Raw genomic sequence first — 22,070 nt, forward strand, 5'->3', positions numbered from 1 at the left:
TATGACTGCTACAAAAATGAACGCTCAAGAGATTATCCGATTTATCGCCAATGCTGAAAAGAAAACCAGTGTCAAAGTAACCTTTGAGGGAGAACTCGCAACTGCTGTACTAAGCTCTGTTGTCAAACTAGGAAATGTTTTATTCGGAGACTGGAAGGATATCGCTCCGCTTCTTGAAGGTTTGGTAGAAAATCAAGACTATGTTGTTGAGCAAGATGCTCGTAATTCTGCAGTTCCCTTGCTAGATAAACGTGCTATCAACGCTCGTATCGAGCCAGGTGCTATTATCCGTGATCAAGTTGAAATCGGGGACAATGCTGTTATCATGATGGGAGCAGTTATCAATATCGGTGCTGAAATCGGTGCAGGAACCATGATTGATATGGGTGCCATCCTTGGTGGCCGCGCTATCGTTGGAAAAAATAGCCACGTTGGTGCAGGGGCAGTTTTGGCAGGTGTGATTGAGCCAGCTAGTGCTGAACCAGTCCGCGTCGGAGACAATGTTCTTATCGGTGCCAATGCAGTGGTTATTGAAGGAGTCCAAATCGGCAGTGGTTCAGTTGTTGCAGCAGGAGCTATTGTTACCCAAGATGTTCCAGAAAACGTAGTGGTAGCAGGTGTTCCAGCTCGTGTCATCAAAGAAATTGATGCCCAAACCCAACAAAAAACAGCGCTAGAGGATGCGCTTCGTACCTTGTAATTGCAAAAGTAAAAAAGAGGCGGAACCCTTTTTCCAGCCTCTTTCTGCTATATCGGAGGACAGATAGATGTTAGATTTGATTCAGACTAGACGAGATTTACACCAGATTCCAGAGATTGGCTTGGAGGAGTTCAAGACTCATGCTTATTTGCTGGAAGTGATTGAGAAATTGACTACGGACAAGGACTTTGTTCAAGTTCGTACGTGGCGTACAGGTATTTTGGTTTACCTACAGGGAAGTCAGCCAGAGCGTACCATTGGTTGGCGAACGGATATTGATGGCCTGCCTATCGTTGAACAAACAGGTCTACCTTTCGCCTCTCAACACCAAGGTCGCATGCATGCTTGTGGCCATGATTTTCATATGACTATTGCCTTGGGCTGTCTCGAACGCGCCCTTGAGGAGCAACCCAAGAATAATTTGCTCTTCCTATTTCAGCCTGCTGAAGAAAATGAAGCTGGTGGTATGCTCATGTATGAGGATGGTGCTTTTGGAGATTGGTTGCCAGACCAATTTTATGGCCTTCATGTTCGTCCAGATTTGAAGGTCGGACAGATCGCGACCAATACTCATACACTCTTTGCAGGGACTTGTGAGGTGAAGATTCGTTTCAAAGGAAAAGGAGGACACGCAGCTTTTCCGCATGAAGCCAATGACGCCTTGGTGGCTGCTAGTTACTTTGTAACCCAAGTACAGTCAGTTGTCAGCCGCAATGTCAATCCAATCGAAGGAGCGGTGGTGACTTTTGGCCTTTTTCAAGCTGGAACAACCAACAATGTCATTACAGACACAGCCTTTTTACATGGAACCATTCGCGCCTTGACCCAGGACATGAGCCTACTAGTACAAAAAAGAGTCAAGACAGTAGCAGAAGGTGTTGCAGCAGCCTTTGATATGGAAGTCGAAGTGGAACTCAAGCAAGGAGGCTACCTACCTGTTGAGAACAATCCAGCCTTGGCGCGTGAACTGATGGACTTCTTTGAAGAGAAAGACGGGATTGAGTTGATTGATATCGAGCCTGCTATGACTGGTGAGGACTTTGGCTACCTCCTTTCTAAGATAGACGGCGTTATGTTTTGGCTAGGTATCGATAGTCCCTACGCCCTTCATCACCCTCAGATGAGTCCTAAGGAAGAGGCCTTAGCCGTTGGCGTTGAGGCGGTTTCTAGTTTTCTCAAAAAGAAAGCGGCGGAGTAGAGGGCTTAGCTATGAAATCGAAATTACGCAAGCAAGTCTTGCAAGAAATGAAGGCTCTATCTCAGGAACAAAAACAGGCTATGGATCGAGCTTTAACAAAACGATTTTTGAATCATCCTTTTTACCAAGAAGCCAAGGTCATCGCAACCTACCTCTCTTTTCCGCATGAATTTCAAACGCAGGAACTAATCAAGCAGGCGTTAAGAGATGGCAAGAAGGTTCTGATACCCAAAACCTATCCCAAGGGGCGCATGGAGTTTGTGGTTTACGATCCACAACAGTTGGTAAAAACTTCCTTTGGCTTACTGGAGCCCCAAGGGAACTTGGAAGTGGTGGATGCTTCTCAGATTGATTTGATTCATGTTCCGGGCTTGGCCTTTACAAGAGAGGGGTATCGGATTGGATATGGCGGGGGCTATTACGACCGTTATTTGGAGAATTTTGCTGGGCATAGCATGAGTACAATCTATTCTTGTCAAGTTCAGGAGTTTAACTCGGAAGACCATGATGTTCCCGTTCAGGAGGTGCTAATCTATGAAGGAAATCTTTGACAAACGCTACCCTGTGACTAGTTTTTTCCTCCTAGTGACGGCTTTGGTATTTCTATTGATGTTGGTCACTACGGGTATCAACTTTGACCATGTAAAAACTCTGTTTCAGTTTGGAGCTATGTATGGGCCAATCATTCGCCTGTTCCCAGAGCAGGTATGGCGCCTTTTTTCGGCTATATTTGTGCATATTGGTTGGGAGCATTTCATTGTTAATATGATTTCACTTTACTTTCTTGGACGACAGGTGGAGGAGATTTTCGGCTCTAAGCAGTTCTTCTTTCTCTATCTCTTATCAGGAATGATGGGGAATCTCTTTGTTTTTGCTTTCACACCGAAAGTTGTAGCGGCAGGAGCATCCACCTCCCTCTATGGGCTCTTTGCTGCGATTATCGTCTTGCGCTATGCAACTCGCAATCCCTATATCCAGCAGTTGGGGCAATCCTATCTGACGCTTTTCGTGATAAATATCATTGGCAGTGTTATGATTCCAGGAATTAGCCTAGCAGGACATATTGGTGGCGCAGTAGGTGGAGCATTTCTAGCAGTTATCTTTCCAGTTAGAGGAGAAAGACGGATGTATAGCGCTAGTCAGAGACTGGTAGCGTTAGTGTTATTTGTAGGACTCGCAGTCTTACTTCTCTACAAGGGAATGGGATTGTGACGACTAATACTCAATGAAAATCAAAGAGCAAACTAGGAAGCTAGCCGCAAGCTGTACTTGAGTACGGTAAGGCGACGCTGACGTGGTTTGAATTTGATTTTCGAAGAGTATAATATGTAAACTTGAATAAGAAAAAAGCTACTTAAAAAATGAGTAGCTTTTAATGTGTTTTGGAACCATTCGAAACAACACAGCTCTAAAACCAACTTAACTGAACTGAAAAATTTAGTAATGTTTTGGAACCATTCGAAACAACACAGCTCTAAAACAGCTGTTCTTGGTTGGGCTGCAAAGGGAGTGTTTTGGAACCATTCGAAACAACACAGCTCTAAAACCGCCTTCGATTTTGCCTGTTACAGCAACCTGTTTTGGAACCATTCGAAACAACACAGCTCTAAAACGCTTTAGACGGTCCAGCAATCAGCATCTTGGTTTTGGAACCATTCGAAACAACACAGCTCTAAAACGAGAATATAAATCTTTGTCAAAAGATGTGTGTTTTGGAACCATTCGAAACAACACAGCTCTAAAACCTCGCGTACTCGCTGCTTCACTTCTTGCGTGTTTTGGAACCATTCGAAACAACACAGCTCTAAAACATGCGGGTCATTCTAACCAACTGACTTTTCGTTTTGGAACCATTCGAAACAACACAGCTCTAAAACGTAGAAGGAACCAGGCTTTCGAAACACAAGGTTTTGGAACCATTCGAAACAACACAGCTCTAAAACACAAAGGTATCATATGATGTACTAAAGGAGGTTTTGGAACCATTCGAAACAACACAGCTCTAAAACGGTACAAAAGGAACAGACGGGCGCACTCCAGTTTTGGAACCATTCGAAACAACACAGCTCTAAAACTGCATTAGTTCAATATGGTCTTCGTACTTTGTTTTGGAACCATTCGAAACAACACAGCTCTAAAACATTGGTATCAATGCAACGGATTTAACAGGTGTTTTGGAACCATTCGAAACAACACAGCTCTAAAACACGGGCCGGATAAATCTTACATAGTTAAGGGTTTTGGAACCATTCGAAACAACACAGCTCTAAAACAGAATCATTTGCAGAGTATAAGAGGACTAAGTTTTGGAACCATTCAAAACAACACAGCTCTAAAACAAAGAAGTTTGAATACCTTTACTGTTTGATGTTTTGGAACCATTCGAAACAACACAGCTCTAAAACAGTTTTCAGACAATTTGGTGTTTATACAGAGTTTTGGAACCATTCGAAACAACACAGCTCTAAAACTTGTTTTTTAACACCTTCAAAGATTGTTCGGTTTTGGAACCATTCGAAACAACACAGCTCTAAAACATCGATGAAGTGGAAAAGGGAGTGAATATGGTTTTGGAACCATTCGAAACAACACAGCTCTAAAACAGTTGTCTTAAATAAAATGTACGACCAATAGTTTTGGAACCATTCGAAACAACACAGCTCTAAAACCTTGTAATCTGCATTGATTACTCCTTTCTAGTTTTGGAACCATTCGAAACAACACAGCTCTAAAACGAAGGCACTAAATTCGTTGAAGTCATCAAAGTTTTGGAACCATTCGAAACAACACAGCTCTAAAACAGACAGTCCTTGGACTAAGGGTGAAAAGGAGTTTTGGAACCATTCGAAACAACACAGCTCTAAAACTCATTGTTTGATCGTTTGCTGCGTGTCAGGGTTTTGGAACCATTCGAAACAACACAGCTCTAAAACTCATACTTATAGCCATGAGTTTCGCCATACGTTTTGGAACCATTCGAAACAACACAGCTCTAAAACGTAATGTCGTATCCATTATGGCTAGATACGGTTTTGGAACCATTCGAAACAACACAGCTCTAAAACCACTCAGTTGGATTCGCTTTAATAAAAGCAGTTTTGGAACCATTCGAAACAACACAGCTCTAAAACAAAAGTATCTGTATATGATCAAGTTGATTTGTTTTGGAACCATTCGAAACAACACAGCTCTAAAACATTAGCTGTCAAAAAGCAAGTCAAGGAAGAGTTTTGGAACCATTCGAAACAACACAGCTCTAAAACACCCATGAGAAAATTGATGGTGACAACCTAGTTTTGGAACCATTCGAAACAACACAGCTCTAAAACGCAACTGTGATTTGCTTCTTAGCCCCCTTAGTTTTGGAACCATTCGAAACAACACAGCTCTAAAACCTCGTAGAAAAATTTTTCTCACGAAATTTCGTAATCGCGCCATTCGTCCCAGCCAGACTTCAGCTCGTCAGGTTCCAATTGTTACCCTTATTATACCATATTTTCAGGGTTCAAGAAATAGTCTTGATCCATCACATACTGCGGGAAATCATAGACTTTTCGAGGTTCGATAAATAAAACTCTTAGTTGATTGAGTTGGATATACTCTATCAGATTTACTAACTCATCCTTTGATAGATAGGCGGATGCATTGATGAAAACAAGGAGTTTCTTTTTCGAAAGATATTTAAAAACCTGGACAATTTCTAGCATCTTTTCAAAAGGTGTATCACTCAAGGTTTCGACTTTGACACCAAGTGCATCGATTAACTCTAGAATAGTAATTTCATCATACTCTAGGTCTAACTCGTTTTCCAAACACTCAAATGCCAGCAATTCTGTAATCGTAGCAACCAACTTTTCAATCATGGACTTGACTTCGGGCTTGTCATTGAGTTGATTTTCTAAATCAGTATGTATCAGCTTGAGCATGGCAGGTGAGTTGAGATTGTATCCTAAGACATCCGTTATCACTAGTAACTCGGACTCTTTCAGTGCTTTTAGATTTCTATCAAACAACTTCAACTCCCCATCATCAGTATATTGGTAGAATTGCTTGACGATAGTTGAAAAGGTAAACTGGTCTTCCAACACTAAAAAGGTTGCATTTTCAATAGCTAATGGTTCATCCAATAGCGGGAAATTAATCTTCATATCGAGGCTCCTCTCCTAGAAAGACCAAGCGTGCGTCGGAGTTTGCTACGCTGGTATTTCGCTCGCCATTTAAGTAAATCATGCGAGAAAACTGCTTTTCTGTAACGGTTAAGAGGGTAATATTGCCTTTTTTAGGATTATGAGTTTTAAGGCGTTCAATCATGGCGTTATTAGCAGAGTTGTTGAGCAAGAGCTTGCTATAGATGGAGAATTGGTGCATGATAAATCCCTCGTCTATGAGGAACTTCCGAAATTTTCGATAGGCCTTACGTTCCTCTACGGTATCAACTGGCATATCAAACATTAAAATCATACGCATATATCGATAACTCATATCCTAAACTCAGGAACTCCTTTTTCAGGTTGATTGAGAGCTTGGATGACTTTCTTAGTATAGTCGCTGATGATATTGGACAGGTACATATCTTTACCATTATAGTGGAAGGTATCTGAGAAAATGGTAAAAAGCTCTCGTTTGATTTTGACAAAAGAACTGTTTCGATTTTCATAGACGATTCTGTCAATAATAGGACGAAAAGGCTCCATAATATCACTAGCTAGGTTGAATTGATTAAACTGATTAGCATGTTTCAATCCAAACTGAGTCATGCAGCCAGACAACACAATCTCACGCGCAAACATACTCAAAATCAAGGTGTAGCCGTAGTCCAAGGCAGCATTGATATCACTATCTTGCTCACGGCTGAAATCATTTCCAAACAAGGTGTTGAAATAAATACGAGCTGCGTGTCCCTCACGGTTACTAGGATCAAATAGATCTAATCCATGATAGAGATCGATGACGGACTGGCTCTTTTCCAGAAAACCACAACTCCCCAGATAAAAAGCCTGATTGAGAATTTTTTGTGCAATAATGGTGGTCCAAACTTGTGCTTTAGCCTCCTCGCACCATGAGATTTGCCGAGAGAGTTGCAAACTGGAATCGTGTCGACCATAGTAAGGCATTAAGTAGGCCGTTGGCAAGCGTTTATCATCACAAAAGATGACCAGGATATTTTCATCCACCAAACGTTTTATCAGCATAGTGGAGAGAACGATATCCGTCGTCTCCAAAAGCAGGATGTCCACCTCGGATAGGTGAATTAACTCTGTCCGAGAGGCATCTTTAAAAATCAAGTGATTATTTTTGTAAGAAAGCTTTGAATGTGTATTGACAACAACGGTTCTCCATCCCATCAGTCTTCTCCCAGTTTGCTTAAGTCAATCCGAGTCTCGTAGAGACCAGTGATGGATTGGTGGATGAGGGTGGCGTCAAGCATTTTTCTATCCGGCTTCGGACGCATTCTTGGTACTGTGTATTTATCATTAAAGAAATTAATGATATCTTTTGGAGCACCACTCTTTACAAAACTAAACATTTTTATAAAATTATCATAATAATAACGAATTGTCTCCTCGTTATTATCAATTTGTTTGATCGGTCTTTCATTATATCCATTGATGAGAGTTTGCAATGACTTAGTTTCACCTAACATCTTTTGTGAATAATTTGATAAACGATCCGCAATATTATCAAACTCATTCTGATGAGTCTGTATAAAATTTTGACTTTCCTTTATTGCGCTTTCAGATTTTAAATCCATCAAATTCGATTTAGTCAAAAGTCGTTTCATATGGAAAAACAGTTCATTTTGAGTTTTTGTTAATTTAAATTGGGTAGCTTTATGAAGGTTTGACTTGCTTTCAAATAGCATCCTTGTTCCATCATTTTTCTGCATTAGTGAATATTTTGGAATTCTATAGAAGGCTAGAACACGATTTATATTATTCTTTTTAAGAAAACCATTTTCTGAAGTATCATTTAAGAATTGAAATGGATTATTATTAAATTTTTTATAATCTATAATAAAAATGTCATGGAATTCTTTTACAGTTTCTATTTTACCTTTCTTTTTATTAAATCGCTCTGCAATTATGATAATAGATAAGGCAGAATTCATTGGTCCATAACCTCCATATATGGAAGTATCTAAAGATGAAACTTTTGTTTTTAGTGGATAGCGATTATTGGCAGCAATTTGTTTATTAAATTTTCCAACAGGATTTTGATTATAAAACGCTCCTTTTTTAATCATTGTACGTTTGACAAAGTTGACTTGAGAATTGTAGATGATATCTTTTATGATTGGCAAGTCCCTATTACAATCCCAAATGTCTTTACTAACTTTAGAATCTGGATTATTAAAGAACCTCATGATGTTAGAATAGAGATACTTTCTTATCGTTGCTTTATTCTCCTCATGCCGATTAAAGTGAGCATGGTGGCCATATATCAATTCAGGAGCTAGTTTTGGATAGGCTTTAAGAAGAGTTTGGCCTACAACAACAGCTAGATAAGCATCGTGAGCATGGTGATAATCATTCAGTTCACGTATTTTGGCAATATGAAAGGTATTTCTAAAATTGGTAACTAGTTGAGATTTTAAAGTAATGATTTTGGTGTCTGAAAAACGATTGTCTAGTATGCGAGCAACGTGTTTTATAATTTGTCGTGTTTCGACTAATTGACGTTCAATAAAGCCAGCTTTCATGCTCTCAGTCAGAACACCATCAGGAGTTCGTTCACTAGTAGTTAATCTTTGATATTTCGTTTGAGAAATTAGCTTGGCATTATATAATTTCTCCCAGAAAGGTTTCATATTAGCAACCGTCTCTTTGTCTGGTATATTATTCAACTTTCTTTGATTGTTTTCCCTATGTGTTAATACTTTATTATCAATCGAATCAATTGGTAAAAAGCTATAGGGGATAATATGGTCGACTTCGTATTGATCGAGCTGGTCTCTGTATAAGGGAGAAGGACTTCCGGTTTTATCTAGGGAGTACATGTCCTTTCCATTTTGAAGATAGTATAAATATAATTTCTCAGATTGTAGTTGTTCGTCTGAAAGAGGAACCTTCCCATTTTCTAATACACTATTTTCAATATTTTTTAGTGCAGATTCTAATTTAGTTTTACGAGTTTTTGCCTTTTTTTGCCCCTCTTCAGTAGTCATATTTTCACGAGCCATTTCAATAACGATATTTTGGGGTGGATATCCTATAATTTGAACCAGTTCATCAACAATTTTAATACTATTTAAAATTCCTCGTTTGATAGCTGGACTACCAGCCAATTTTTTAATTTCGTCAAATACATCATCTTCAACAGTTGATTTAGATTGAATGGATTTGATAGCAGAATCAAAGGATAAAGTGCTGTCAGATATGAGCTGAGATAAATTACGATTTTCATCATCGTTTCGAAGGAACTGCATTAAATTAAAACCTGTATCCTCGTCGCGAATGTCTAATAATAACTTAGCGGAATAACGTCCCCAGCCGGTATAGCGTAATTTTGAGAGTTGATTAATTCTCTCCTCATTTAAAAATTCAAGATGTCCAAAATATTTTGTAAGGTAGTTTTTAATAGATTTTTTATCATCAAAAACAGTAATAACTTTGACAATCTCTTCTAACTCTTTTTGATAGATTTCAGAATCGAGTAGCTCCTCTGAAAAAATAGTTTTTAAATCATTATATGTTTTTAAAGTCGAATTAAGGGATTTGCCTTTTTCAATTCCTGAAACAATCTCAACCGCTTGTAAATTTGTGTAATTCTCCAAGTAATCAAGGAGCATTGCAGAACTAACACGTTTACTATTCGTTTTAAATAAGTTATTGATTATTTCTTGTCGGAGCTCAGAATCGAAAAAGTGAGTTTTCCCATATTTGTCTTTATACTTGACCCGAGTTAGTTCATTTTGGAGCATGACTTCTTCATAGATCAAACTACGTTTTGGTAACACTTTTTCATTTAAGAGAATAATATCATTTCCTATTAGATTGGTGATGAATGCATCTCTAGTTTCATCCATATTTATCAGTTTATGATAGTTCCAAGGACGTATTTTACCATTTCTAGTATCTTCATCGTTATTATCTAAAATATCTTGGCTAATCGTTCGTTTAATCCAAGCAAATCTACTATTATTTCCTTTTGACAGAGGACCAACATAATAAGGGATTTTAAATGTCAAGATAGATAGTAATTTATCTTTGTTTTCTAGCAGAAAAGGATAATCTCTTCCTTGTCTATCTATAATCTTTTCTAGTTCATAAGCGTGAATTTGATTAGGAACAGCTCCATTATCAGTTGTACGGAGTTTTCTTAAAAAGGTTCCGTCTGATATTTTATTAAGAAAATATTCTGCCCCTTCAATACCAGTGATTTTCCCACTAATATAGTCATAAAAATTTTGTTGTATTGTTTTTTGTTTCTGTGGACTAGTTAATACCATCTTATTAGATATGTATCCAACATATCCCTTTGTTTCTTTATCTACATCAAATCCATCTGGTGTTTTTCTGCCAAAGATATCTAAGTAATCTTGCTCAGATAGATTTTGTTTAACAAAAGATTTGAAACGTTGCAAATCTTTACGGTGTTCCTCGTATCTTTCAATCATAGTAGCAGAAAAACGGGCATGAGTTGCTCCAGTATACGTTAGCATATCAGATAAAAGGATAGTATCACGTAATATTTTTAATTTAGCAAACACATCTGAAAAGTCTTCTTCTAATGTACCAAGAAGATTTTCTAGATTTTCATCATAGTTTTCTTTGGAGAAATTAAGGTCCGGTTCTTCCTCTAATTCAAAACAATCTTTGAATTTCGTTTTTAAACCAAATAATAGCTGTAATAGTTGTTTAAAAATACTTTTATCCTTATTTTCAAGCTCTTTTGGAAAATAGGATAGTATACCTTTAACTTTATCTTGTCTATTATTACTTGACTTAAATATATTTGCTATGGTTTTAGATTCTTCAGAGACTTCCAAATCGAAAACTTCTTGACAAGATTCAATGAAATCAATCCAAGAGTTTTGCATATTGATATTATTAGGATTAATCTTATCTAACGTTAAAAAATGCCCCCTATACTTTAAAATATGTGATAAGGCCATGTAAACTTCGCGAATATCGGCTACAGGAGAGTTTTTATCTGCATCAGCTAAGTGTTTTCGTAAATGGTAAATCGTAGGGTATTTCTTGTGATAGGCAGTCTCTAGTTCTTTATCACCAAAAAATGGCTGTTTTATCTGTAGGTCCTCACTTTTATCACCAAGTACCCTAAAACTTTCGTCTAATCTACGATAAAAATTTTTATCAACTTTTTCAATTTCTTTTTGAAAAATATCCCGTAAATAGGCAATTCGATGATTTCTTCTATCAATTCTGCGGCGATTGACACGAAATACCCGAGTTCCTTGAGCTGATTGAGCGGGTACAAAGGTGGTAGATCCGATTAAATTCTTCTTTATTTTTTCTTTTTCTGTATTACCTAAAACTTTAAATCTAAAAGCAGGTACTCGATAATCTTCAGTTATAACGGCATAACCGACGGATGATACACCTATATCTAAGCCGATTGAATAATTCTTATTAAATTTTGCCATAAAACTACTCCTTGTCTTGATTTTCGATTTTATTTTTTATATAATATCTGTGTTGGAACTATTCGAAACAACACAGCCAAAAGATTTTTCTTTTGAGTTAAAATATGGTTATCCATAATCAGTAATGCGCACCGATTCGGTGCTTTTTATTTTATTATACTAACTCATTGTACTCCTATTTTTATAAAAAAACAAATAATATTGTAGCGCTTTCATAAAATTCGAGATCAATTCGATGGGGCTTGTAAGTAGGTTAACTGAGAAATACGATTTCCTTTTGTTGGTTTATATGTTTGAGATGATAGAAATACAAAATAAAAAGAACTGGGATAATTAACTATCCTAGTTCTTTTTTTATATGAACTGTTCTTCTATTCCCCCTCAGCTAACTCTTTTCCGAGTTGGATGAGGTAGTCTTTCAAGTCGTCTTTGACTTGTGGGTGTTTGAGAGCGTAGTCGATGGATGTTTTCATAAAGCCAAACTTGTCTCCAACATCGTAACGAGCCCCTTTGAACTCACGAGCAAATACACGTTGTGTTTTATTGAGGGTGTCGATTGCATCTGTCAGCTGAATTTCATTTCCTGCACCTGGAGCTTGGTTCTCGAGGATTTGGAAAATTTCAGGCGTGAGGAGGTAGCGTCCGATGATAGCAAGGTCGCTAGGAGCGTCCTCTGGCGCTGGTTTTTCAACGAAGGTTTCAACGCTGTAAAGGCCGTCTTTTCCTTCGCCTTGCGGAGCAATAACCCCGTAAGCAGATACTTCGTCATGAGGGACTGGCATAACAGCGATAGTAGACGCGTGGGTACGCTCGTAGTCATCCATGAGTTGTTTGGTGAGCGGAACAGCCTTTTCGTTGGTGATATCCATCAAGTCATCACCAAGCATAACGATAAAGGGTTCATTTCCAACGAAAGCCTTGGCTTGCAAAACGGCATCGCCGAGACCACGTGGATGAGTTTGGCGGATAAAATGTAGGCGCATGCCAGTTGTTTCATCAACTAGCTTTAAAAGATCTGTTTTCCCTTTTTCTTTGAGGTTGTATTCCAATTCGAAGTTTGAGTCGAAGTGGTCCTCAATGGAACGTTTTGACTTACCAGTAACAACCAAAATGTCTTCGATACCAGATTTGAGGGCTTCTTCAACGATAAACTGGATAGTTGGCTTGTCTACGATTGGCAACATTTCCTTGGCCAAGGCCTTGGTTGCTGGGAGGAAACGAGTTCCCAATCCAGCGGCAGGGATGACTGCTTTTCTGACTTGTTGTTTCATAAATGTTCCTTTCTATAAAGGTCTATGACCATTCGTTTTCTGCTTTAAATTCATTGCTCATGATGTCAGTGATTGCTTCTTTGATATTGACACCTTCGTAGATAACTCGGTAAATAGCCTGTGTGATCGGCATGTAGACACCCAATTCCTGAGCCAGTTCGTAAGCTGCTCGAGTTGTTGAAATGCCTTCAATGACCATGCCCATATTAGCCTCAATGTCTGCGAGGGATTCTCCACGACCGAGAGCATTACCGGCCCTCCAGTTACGAGAGTGGACAGATGTTCCCGTTACAATCAAATCCCCAACTCCAGAAAGACCGCTATAAGTCAGAGGATTAGCTCCGAGAGCAACACCTAGACGGGTGATTTCTGCCAAGCCACGTGCAATGATAGCCGCCTTGGCATTGTCGCCAAACCCTAGTCCATGTAATGCACCAGCACCAACTGCGATGATGTTTTTAAGAGCACCAGCGGTTTCAACCCCGATAACGTCCGTATTTGTATAGAGGCGGAAGTAGTGATTGCTAAAGAGATTTTGGACGTACTGAGCAGTTTCGAGGTCTTTAGAGGCTGCTGTAATCAAGGTAATATCCCGTACAATAGTTTCCTCAGCATGGCTCGGTCCTGAAACAACGACGATATCACTGCGAAGGTCAGCTGGGATTTCCTCTTCAAGAATGGTTGATAGACGTTTGTGGCTATCTGGTTCCAATCCTTTGGAGGCATGCATGATGATAACCTTGTGATCAAGCACCTTTGCTACTTGTTGGGCAACCAGTCTCGTTACTTTTGTTGGGACCACAAATAAAACAGCATCCACATCCTTTAGTGTTTCTTCCAAGTCATGATAGGCTTTGATCTTTTCGTCGAGTAGGATATCTTTGAAATAGCGTTTGTTTGTATGTTGGTTATTGATTTCATCGATCTGGTCAGAAATATTTCCCCAAATTCGAACCTCGTGTCCATTGTCGTTTAGGACCTGCGAAAGGGCGGTCCCCCAAGAACCAGGACCCAAGACAGCGATGGTTTGTTTCTTCATCTTTTCCTCCTTGTAAGAGTTCTTCCTTTCATTTTACCATAAAAAGCCTTTTCATGCATCACCTGTATATGAAAGCGCACTAATTTGTAATAAGGAGACTTCTTTGACAAGATTCCTCTTTTTTGCTAGAATAGCATCAATATGAACGAATGAGAAGGAGCTGACGCAGGATGTCGCTCCCTTTATCTATTTTATTAGGAGGAAATATGCTCATTAAAAAATTAAAAACCTATAAATGGCAGGCCTTGGCATCCCTAGTGATGACAGGCTTGATGGTTGCGAGTTCTCTCTTGCAACCGCGCTATTTGCAAGAGGTGTTAGAGGCTTTGTTGGCAGGCCAACATGAGGCTATCTATAGCATTGGTGTCTGGTTGATAGGAGTAGCCCTAGTCGGTCTGGTTGCAGGTGGGGTCAATGTGACACTTGCGGCTTATATTGCTCAAGGGGTGTCTTCGGATCTTCGGGAAGACGCCTTTCGCAAGATCCAGACTTTTTCTTATGCTAATATCGAGCAGTTTAATGCCGGCAACCTTGTCGTCCGTATGACCAATGATATCAACCAAATTCAGAACGTGGTGATGATGGCTTTTCAAATTCTTTTCCGTCTCCCTCTTCTCTTTATCGGTTCCTTTATCTTGGCGGTTCACACTCTTCCATCACTTTGGTGGGTAATTGTCCTCATGGTGCTCCTAATCTTTGCACTAACTGCCATTATGATGGGAATGATGGGACCACGATTTGCCAAGTTTCAAACCCTTCTTGAACGGATTAATGCTATTGCAAAAGAAAATCTACGTGGTGTACGTGTAGTCAAATCCTTTGTACAAGAAAAAGCACAGTTTACCAAATTTACCGAGGTTTCTGATGAACTTCTCGGTCAAAACCTTTATATCGGTTATGCCTTCTCGGTTATAGAACCTGTTATGATGCTAGTCGGCTATGGGGCTGTCTTTCTCTCTATCTGGCTGGTGGCCGGAATGGCTCAGTCAGATCCGTCTGTAGTGGGCTCGATTGCTTCCTTTATCAATTATCTCAGCCAGATTATCTTTACCATCATCATGGTTGGATTTTTAGGAAATTCTGTCAGCCGTGCCATGATTTCCTTGCGTCGTATCCGTGAAATTCTAGATACTGAGCCAGCGATGACCTTTAAAGATCTCCCAGACGAAGAGTTAGAAGGAAGTCTCTCTTTTGAAAATGTGACCTTCACCTATCCTAATGATGATGAGCCTATGCTGAAGAATGTAACCTTTGAAATTGCGCCTGGTCAGATGGTCGGTGTGGTTGGGGCGACTGGAGCAGGGAAGTCCACTCTAGCTCAGTTAATTCCACGACTTTTTGATCCACAGGAGGGATCTATCAAGATTGGTGGCAAGGATATTCGAGACGTCAGCGAGGGAACCTTGCGTAAAACAGTTTCCATCGTCTTGCAACGTGCTATACTCTTTAGTGGAACCATTGCAGACAATCTGCGTCAAGGAAAAGGCAATGCCAGCTTGTCAGAAATGGAACGTGCAGCACGGATTGCCCAAGCCAGTGAATTTATCGGACGCATGGAAAACAAATTTGAGAGTCAGGTCGAAGAACGTGGCACCAACTTTTCTGGTGGACAAAAGCAACGGATGTCGATTGCCCGTGGGATTGTCAGCAATCCCCGTATCCTGATTTTTGACGATTCGACTTCAGCCTTGGATGCCAAGTCAGAAAGACTCGTGCAGGAAGCTTTGAATAAAGATCTGAAAGGGACAACAACCATTATCATCGCTCAAAAGATCAGTTCAGTCGTCCATGCGGATAAGATTTTGGTCTTGGATCAAGGGCTTTTGATTGGAGAAGGACGGCATGCAGACTTGGTAGCTAACAATGCCGTCTACCGCGAAATCTACGAAACACAAAAGGGAAAGGAGGAATAAAATGAAAACCGTTCGATTTTTCTGGAATTATTTTAAAGTTTACAAGTTCTCCTTTGTCATTGTGATTCTGATGGTTGCAGTTGCGACGATTGCCCAAGCCCTCTTTCCTGTTTTTTCAGGCCAAGCAGTCACGGAGCTCGCTAATCTGGTTCTGGCTTATCAAAATGGGACTTCCGAACTAGCCTGGCAGAGTTTATCAGCTCTGATGCTGAATCTAGCTCTGGTTGTCCTCGCCTTAGTAGTATCCAGTTTGATTTACATGACCTTTATGACCCGTGTGATTGCTGAGTCAACAAATGAGATGCGTAAGGGCCTCTTTGGCAAACTTTCTCGTTTGACGGTTTCTTTCTTTGACCGCCATCAGGATGGCGATATCCTCTCTCGCTTCACTAGTGACTTGGACAACATTCTTCAAGCCTTCAATGAAAGTCTAGTTCAGGTCATGAGCAATATTGCTCTTTACATCGGTTTGATCTTTGTCATGTTTTCAAGAAATGTGACACTAGCCCTGATAACAGTAGCTAGCACCCCAGTAGCCTTTCTCATGTTGGTCTTCATCGTGAAAATGGCCCGCAAGTACACCAATCTCCAGCAAAAAGAGGTTGGGAAACTCAACGCCTACATGGACGAGAGTATTTCTGGGCAGAAAGCTGTTATCGTACAAGGGATTCAGGATGACATCGTAGCAGGCTTTGTGGAGCAAAATGAGCGCGTGCGCAAGGCAACCTTTAAAGGGAGAATGTTCTCAGGCATCCTCTTTCCAGTTATGAATGGGATGAGTTTAGTCAATACGGCTATCGTCATTTTTGCAGGTTCGGCTGTCTTGCTGAAGGATCCAAGTATCGAAACAACGACAGCCCTAGGTTTGATTGTCATGTTTACCCAATTTTCTCAGCAGTACTACCAGCCGATTATCCAGGTAGCTGCGAGTTGGGGTAGCCTCCAGTTGGCCTTTACTGGGGCGGATCGTATTCAAGAAATGTTCGATGCAGAAGAAGAAATCCGTCCGCAAAATGCCCCTGCCTTTACGGAATTGAGAGAAGGTGTTGAGATCAGCCATATTGATTTCTCTTATGCGCCAGACAAGCCGATTTTAAAAGATGTTAGCATTTCAGCCCCTAAAGGGCAGATGATAGCAGTTGTCGGTCCGACTGGTTCGGGGAAAACAACCATCATGAACCTCATTAATCGTTTCTACGATGTGGATGCAGGTAGCATTTCCTTTGATGGGAAAGACATCCGTGACTACGACTTGGACAGTCTGCGGAGCAAGGTCGGGATTGTCTTGCAGGATTCGGTCTTGTTTAGTGGAACAATTCGGGACAATATCCGCTTTGGTGTGCCAGATGCCAGTCAGGAAATGGTCGAAGCAGCTGCCAAGGCAACTCATATTCATGACTACATCGAAAGCTTGCCTGATAAGTATGATACCCTTATTGATGATGAGCAAAATATCTTCTCGACTGGGCAGAAACAATTGATTTCCATCGCTCGGACCTTGATGACAGATCCTCAAGTCCTAATCTTAGACGAAGCGACTTCCAATGTCGATACCGTAACAGAAAGCAAGATTCAACATGCAATGGAGGCGGTTGTAGCAGGTCGAACCAGTTTTGTCATTGCCCACCGTTTGAAGACCATCCTCAATGCTGATCAGATTATTGTCCTCAAAGATGGAGAGGTCATTGAACGTGGAAATCATCACGAGTTGCTCAAACTCGGCGGTTTCTACTCGGAACTGTATCATAATCAATTTGTCTTCGAATAAAAAAGAAGTTGTCCTCGTTGGGCAGCTTTTTCTTGTCCATAAAAAATACTTATCACGGTCTTTAAAAAAACATATTAGACAGGAAAGGATTGGAGTGATAAGATAAGACTGTCGCAAGAAAATCGAAAGGAGACACATCATGGCTAGAACGGTTGTAGGAGTTGCTGCAAACCTATGTCCTGTAGATGCAGAAGGGAAAAACATTCACTCATCTGTATCCTGTAAATTTGCAGAGAGCATTCGTCAAGTCGGCGGTCTCCCTTTAGTGATTCCTGTAGGGGATGAGTCCATTGTTCGCGATTATGTAGAAATGATTGACAAACTCATCTTGACAGGTGGGCAAAACGTCCATCCCCAGTTTTATGGGGAGAAAAAGACCATTGAGAGCGATGATTATAACCTTGTACGCGATGAGTTTGAACTAGCTCTCTTGAAAGAAGCGCTCCGTCAGAATAAACCAATTATGGCAATCTGTCGTGGTGTTCAGCTTGTCAATGTTGCTTTTGGCGGCACCCTCCACCAAGAAATTGAGGGTCACTGGCAAGGCTTGCCTTTTGGAACATCTCATTCTATTGAGACAGTGGAAGGAAGCGTGGTGGCTAAGTTGTTCGGCAAAGAAAGCCAGGTCAACTCAGTCCATCGTCAAAGTATCAAAGACCTGGCGCCTAATTTCCGTGTGACAGCTATTGATCCAAGAGACCAGACCATCGAAGCGATTGAGTCTATTGACGGACATCGCATTATCGGTTTACAGTGGCATCCAGAGTTTCTGGTTAATGAAGAAGACGGTAATTTAGAATTATTTGAGTATTTATTGAATGAACTGTAACGACTGGAACATCTAGTCGTTCTTTCTTTTATTATTTCAAAATTTTTGGAATGCGGGGTTTTTACGCAAACGTTTGAATTCTGATAAAAATTGGAGAAATTCGACAAAAAAACTTGAAAAAAACGAAGGTAAGCGTTATGATAGAAAAGAAGAAATATTGGAGGAATAACATGTCACATATTAAATTTGATTATTCAAAAGTTTTAGACAAATTTGTTGCACCGCATGAAGTGGAGTACATGCAATCACAAGTAACAGCAGCAGATGAATTGATCCGTAAAGGAACTGGTGCTGGTAGCGACTTCTTGGGATGGTTGGACCTTCCTGAAAACTACGACCGCGAAGAATTTGACCGCATCTTGAAAGCTGCTGAGCAAATCAAATCAGACAGCGATATTTTGGTTGTTATCGGTATCGGTGGATCTTACCTTGGTGCTAAAGCAGCGATCGACTTCTTGAACCACCACTTTGCAAACTTGCAAACAAAAGAAGAACGCAAAGCTCCACAAATCCTTTACGCAGGAAACTCAATCTCATCTACTTACCTTGCTGACTTGGTAGAGTACGTAGCTGACAAAGACTTCTCAGTAAACGTGATTTCTAAATCAGGTACAACAACTGAACCAGCTATCGCTTTCCGTGTCTTCAAAGAACTCTTGGTTAAGAAATACGGACAAGAAGAAGCCAACAAACGTATCTATGCAACAACTGACCGCCAAAAAGGTGCTGTTAAGGTTGAAGCAGATGCTAACGGTTGGGAAACATTTGTTGTTCCAGATGACATCGGTGGACGCTTCTCAGTATTGACAGCTGTTGGTTTGCTTCCAATCGCTGCATCAGGAGCTGACATTAAAGCCCTTATGGAAGGTGCTAACGCAGCTCGCAAAGACTACACTTCAGATAAAATCTCTGAAAACGAAGCTTACCAATACGCAGCAGTTCGTAACATTCTTTACCGTAAAGGCTATGCAACTGAGATCTTGGTAAACTACGAGCCATCACTTCAATACTTCTCAGAATGGTGGAAACAATTGGCTGGTGAATCAGAAGGAAAAGACCAAAAAGGTATCTACCCAACTTCAGCCAACTTCTCAACTGACTTGCACTCACTTGGTCAATTTATCCAAGAAGGAACTCGTATCATGTTTGAAACAGTTGTCCGTGTTGACAAACCTCGTAAGAACGTGATTATCCCTAGCTTGGAAGAAGACCTTGACGGACTTGGTTACCTTCAAGGAAAAGACGTTGACTTTGTAAACAAAAAAGCAACTGACGGTGTTCTTCTTGCCCACACAGATGGTGATGTACCAAACATGTACGTGACTCTTCCAGAGCAAGACGCTTTCACTCTTGGTTACACTATCTACTTCTTCGAATTGGCTATCGCCCTTTCAGGTTACTTGAATGCCATCAACCCATTTGACCAACCAGGTGTTGAAGCATACAAACGCAACATGTTTGCCCTTCTTGGAAAACCAGGATTTGAAGAATTGAGTAAAGAGCTTAACGCACGTCTATAATAAAAGAAAAGAGTGGCCTGACCACTCTTTTTACTCTCTTTATCCGTAGAAATTGGACTCAGGCGAGACTTGTGATATAATATAGAAAGCACAAAGGCAGACGCCTAGAGACTTTATAGGAGAAACTATGTCAAAAGATATCCGCGTACGCTACGCACCAAGTCCGACCGGACTACTACACATCGGAAATGCCCGTACAGCATTGTTTAACTACCTTTACGCACGCCATCATGGTGGAACTTTTATCATTCGTATCGAAGATACTGACCGTAAACGCCATGTTGAGGATGGAGAACGTTCACAGCTTGAAAATCTTCGTTGGTTAGGAATGGATTGGGATGAAAGTCCAGAAACTCATGAAAACTATCGCCAATCAGAGCGTTTGGAACTCTATCAAAAATACATCGACCAATTGCTAGCTGAAGGAAAAGCCTACAAATCTTACGTTACAGAAGAAGAGTTGGCAGCTGAGCGCGAACGCCAAGAAGCAGCTGGCGAAACACCACGCTACATCAATGAATATCTTGGCATGAGCGAAGAAGAAAAGGCGGCTTACATTGCAGAACGTGAAGCAGCTGGTATCATCCCAACTGTCCGTTTGGCTGTCAATGAGTCTGGTATCTACAAATGGCACGATATAGTCAAAGGTGATATCGAGTTTGAAGGTGGCAATATCGGTGGTGACTGGGTTATTCAAAAGAAAGACGGTTACCCAACTTACAATTTTGCTGTTGTGATTGATGATCACGATATGCAAATTTCTCATGTTATCCGTGGAGATGACCACATTGCCAACACCCCAAAACAGCTTATGGTTTATGAGGCTCTTGGTTGGGAAGCTCCAGAGTTCGGTCACATGACTTTGATCATCAACTCTGAAACGGGTAAAAAATTGTCTAAACGCGACACCAACACTCTTCAGTTTATCGAAGACTACCGTAAAAAAGGCTATTTGCCAGAAGCAGTTTTTAACTTTATCGCTCTTCTTGGTTGGAACCCAGGTGGCGAAGATGAAATTTTCTCACGTGAGGAATTGATTAAGCTCTTTGATGAAAATCGTCTCAGCAAGTCACCAGCAGCCTTCGATCAGAAGAAACTAGACTGGATGAGCAACGACTACATCAAGAGAGCAGATTTTGCCACTATCTTTGCTATGGCCAAACCATTCTTGGAAGAAGCAGGACGCTTGACCGACAAGGCTGAGAAATTGGTTGAACTCTACAAGCCACAAATGAAGTCAGTGGACGAAATTGTTCCGTTGACAGATCTTTTCTTTGCAGATTTCCCAGAGTTGACAAATGCTGAGCGCGAGGTTATGGCAGGAGAAACCGTTCCGGTTGTTCTAGAAGCCTTCAAAGCGAAACTAGAAGCAATGACAGATGAAGAATTTGTGACAGAAAACATCTTCCCACAAATCAAAGCAGTTCAAAAAGAAACAGGTATTAAAGGGAAAAATCTCTTCATGCCTATTCGAATTGCTGTATCAGGTGAAATGCATGGACCAGAATTGCCAGATACCATTTTCTTACTCGGACGTGAAAAATCAATCCAGCATATTGAAAACATGCTGAAAGAGATTTCTAAATAAGAAGGACTGCAGATGGATATCTGGGAAAAGATGTATGAAGAAGCACGGACCTTATACAATCCCCACGAAGTTTCTGACTTTGTTTATGCTAACCATGTCGTTGCTGCGGTAGAAGCAGAAGATGGTCAAATCTTCACAGGATTTTGTATGGAGGGCACTTGTGGCGTTTTTCATCTCTGTGCAGAACGAGCAGCTCTCTTCAATATGTATCAATTTTCAGGACAAACTAAAGTTAAGAAAATCCTCGCCTTTCGAGATAAGCCACCCTATGGCGGAGGATCCGGTATGCCCTGTGGTGCATGCAGAGAATTCCTCTTAGAACTGAATGCTGAAAATAAAGAAGCAGAGTTCATGATGGACTACAAAACAAGAAAAACAATCAAAGCTGTCGAGTTGATCCCATACTGGTGGGGAGAGGAACGTGCGACTAATTGGCGAGATAAATAGAAGGAGTCAGTTTTACTGGCTCTTTTCCAATATTTTTTCAGAATTTCGATAAAGAGGAAAAAAGTTCTTGACAAAGTAGGAAAAGTAGGTATAATAGAAAGAGTTGAAAAGCTCAAGGTCCGTTGGTCAAGGGGTTAAGACACCGCCTTTTCACGGCGGTAACACGGGTTCGAATCCCGTACGGACTATG

General features: G+C 40.5%; 16 protein-coding genes, 1 tRNA gene and 1 CRISPR repeat array. Of the genes, 11 read left to right on the forward strand and 6 right to left on the reverse strand.

The window, feature by feature from the left end; all coding sequences use genetic code 11:
* The first annotated feature begins 1 nt into the window (after position 1).
* From dapD to ACIY14_RS08445, 4 genes are all read left to right on the forward strand, one after another.
* Positions 2-700 (forward strand): 2,3,4,5-tetrahydropyridine-2,6-dicarboxylate N-acetyltransferase, encoded by a 699-nt coding sequence (gene dapD / locus ACIY14_RS08430; RefSeq protein WP_409002248.1) that lies wholly within the window; start codon positions 2-4, stop codon positions 698-700.
* Positions 701-767: 67 nt separating this feature from the next.
* Positions 768-1,898, forward strand: a complete 1,131-nt coding sequence (locus ACIY14_RS08435; RefSeq protein WP_409002249.1) for an N-acetyldiaminopimelate deacetylase — start codon at positions 768-770, stop codon at positions 1,896-1,898.
* Positions 1,899-1,909: 11 nt separating this feature from the next.
* Entirely contained in the window at positions 1,910-2,449 is a 540-nt protein-coding gene (locus ACIY14_RS08440; protein WP_409002250.1) for a 5-formyltetrahydrofolate cyclo-ligase, read from the forward strand.
* Positions 2,433-3,110, forward strand: a complete 678-nt coding sequence (locus tag ACIY14_RS08445; RefSeq protein ID WP_409002251.1) for a rhomboid family intramembrane serine protease — start codon at positions 2,433-2,435, stop codon at positions 3,108-3,110. The genes ACIY14_RS08440 and ACIY14_RS08445 overlap by 17 nt, the downstream gene beginning before the upstream one ends.
* A 167-nt stretch (positions 3,111-3,277) precedes the next feature.
* Positions 3,278-5,293: a CRISPR direct-repeat array (repeat unit 36 nt; unit sequence GTTTTGGAACCATTCGAAACAACACAGCTCTAAAAC).
* A 90-nt stretch (positions 5,294-5,383) separates the two neighbouring features.
* On the opposite strand, the gene csn2 is transcribed toward ACIY14_RS08445, so the two are convergent.
* The 6 genes from csn2 to ACIY14_RS08475 form a co-directional block, all read right to left on the reverse strand.
* A complete protein-coding gene (gene csn2 / locus ACIY14_RS08450) occupies positions 5,384-6,046 on the reverse strand; it encodes a type II-A CRISPR-associated protein Csn2 (RefSeq protein WP_409002252.1) in 663 nt (220 codons plus the stop codon).
* A complete protein-coding gene (gene cas2, locus ACIY14_RS08455) occupies positions 6,036-6,380 on the reverse strand; it encodes a CRISPR-associated endonuclease Cas2 (RefSeq protein ID WP_409002253.1) in 345 nt (114 codons plus the stop codon). Before cas2 ends, csn2 begins: the two co-directional genes overlap by 11 nt.
* Positions 6,377-7,243 carry a type II CRISPR-associated endonuclease Cas1 gene (gene cas1 / locus ACIY14_RS08460; RefSeq protein WP_409002254.1) on the reverse strand — a complete coding sequence of 289 codons (867 nt, stop codon included), beginning with the start codon at positions 7,241-7,243 and terminating at the stop codon, positions 6,377-6,379. The genes cas2 and cas1 overlap by 4 nt, the downstream gene beginning before the upstream one ends.
* On the reverse strand, positions 7,243-11,505 hold the full coding sequence (gene cas9, locus ACIY14_RS08465; RefSeq protein ID WP_409002255.1) for a type II CRISPR RNA-guided endonuclease Cas9: 4,263 nt from the start codon (positions 11,503-11,505) through the stop codon (positions 7,243-7,245). The genes cas1 and cas9 overlap by 1 nt, the downstream gene beginning before the upstream one ends.
* Positions 11,506-11,876: 371 nt before the next feature.
* Positions 11,877-12,776 (reverse strand): UTP--glucose-1-phosphate uridylyltransferase GalU, encoded by a 900-nt coding sequence (gene galU / locus ACIY14_RS08470; RefSeq protein WP_247917362.1) that lies wholly within the window; start codon positions 12,774-12,776, stop codon positions 11,877-11,879.
* Between the two features lie 22 nt (positions 12,777-12,798).
* Entirely contained in the window at positions 12,799-13,815 is a 1,017-nt protein-coding gene (locus ACIY14_RS08475) for an NAD(P)H-dependent glycerol-3-phosphate dehydrogenase (RefSeq protein ID WP_409002256.1), read from the reverse strand.
* A gap of 206 nt (positions 13,816-14,021) precedes the next feature.
* Between ACIY14_RS08475 and ACIY14_RS08480 the strand changes: the two genes are divergently transcribed.
* The 7 genes from ACIY14_RS08480 to ACIY14_RS08510 all read left to right on the forward strand — a co-directional run bounded on the left by ACIY14_RS08480 (position 14,022) and on the right by ACIY14_RS08510 (position 22,068).
* Positions 14,022-15,728, forward strand: a complete 1,707-nt coding sequence (locus ACIY14_RS08480) for an ABC transporter ATP-binding protein (protein ID WP_409002257.1) — start codon at positions 14,022-14,024, stop codon at positions 15,726-15,728.
* Position 15,729: 1 nt separating this feature from the next.
* A complete protein-coding gene (locus ACIY14_RS08485) occupies positions 15,730-17,496 on the forward strand; it encodes an ABC transporter ATP-binding protein (protein WP_409002258.1) in 1,767 nt (588 codons plus the stop codon).
* A gap of 139 nt (positions 17,497-17,635) precedes the next feature.
* Positions 17,636-18,325 carry a gamma-glutamyl-gamma-aminobutyrate hydrolase family protein gene (locus tag ACIY14_RS08490; RefSeq protein WP_409002259.1) on the forward strand — a complete coding sequence of 230 codons (690 nt, stop codon included), beginning with the start codon at positions 17,636-17,638 and terminating at the stop codon, positions 18,323-18,325.
* 170 nt (positions 18,326-18,495) lie between these two features.
* The gene (locus ACIY14_RS08495) at positions 18,496-19,845 is read left to right on the forward strand and encodes a glucose-6-phosphate isomerase (RefSeq protein WP_409002260.1); all 1,350 of its coding nucleotides are present in this window, start codon (positions 18,496-18,498) and stop codon (positions 19,843-19,845) included.
* Between the two features lie 127 nt (positions 19,846-19,972).
* A complete protein-coding gene (gene gltX, locus ACIY14_RS08500; RefSeq protein WP_409002261.1) occupies positions 19,973-21,433 on the forward strand; it encodes a glutamate--tRNA ligase in 1,461 nt (486 codons plus the stop codon).
* A gap of 12 nt (positions 21,434-21,445) precedes the next feature.
* Complete coding sequence (locus ACIY14_RS08505) at positions 21,446-21,880, forward strand: cytidine deaminase family protein (RefSeq protein ID WP_409002262.1); 435 nt, start codon at positions 21,446-21,448, stop codon at positions 21,878-21,880.
* Positions 21,881-21,996: 116 nt separating this feature from the next.
* Positions 21,997-22,068: transfer RNA gene (locus ACIY14_RS08510), tRNA-Glu, on the forward strand.
* Positions 22,069-22,070: the final 2 nt, after the last annotated feature.

The organism is Streptococcus sp. ST16, from assembly GCF_046098135.1.
Taxonomy (GTDB): domain Bacteria; phylum Bacillota; class Bacilli; order Lactobacillales; family Streptococcaceae; genus Streptococcus.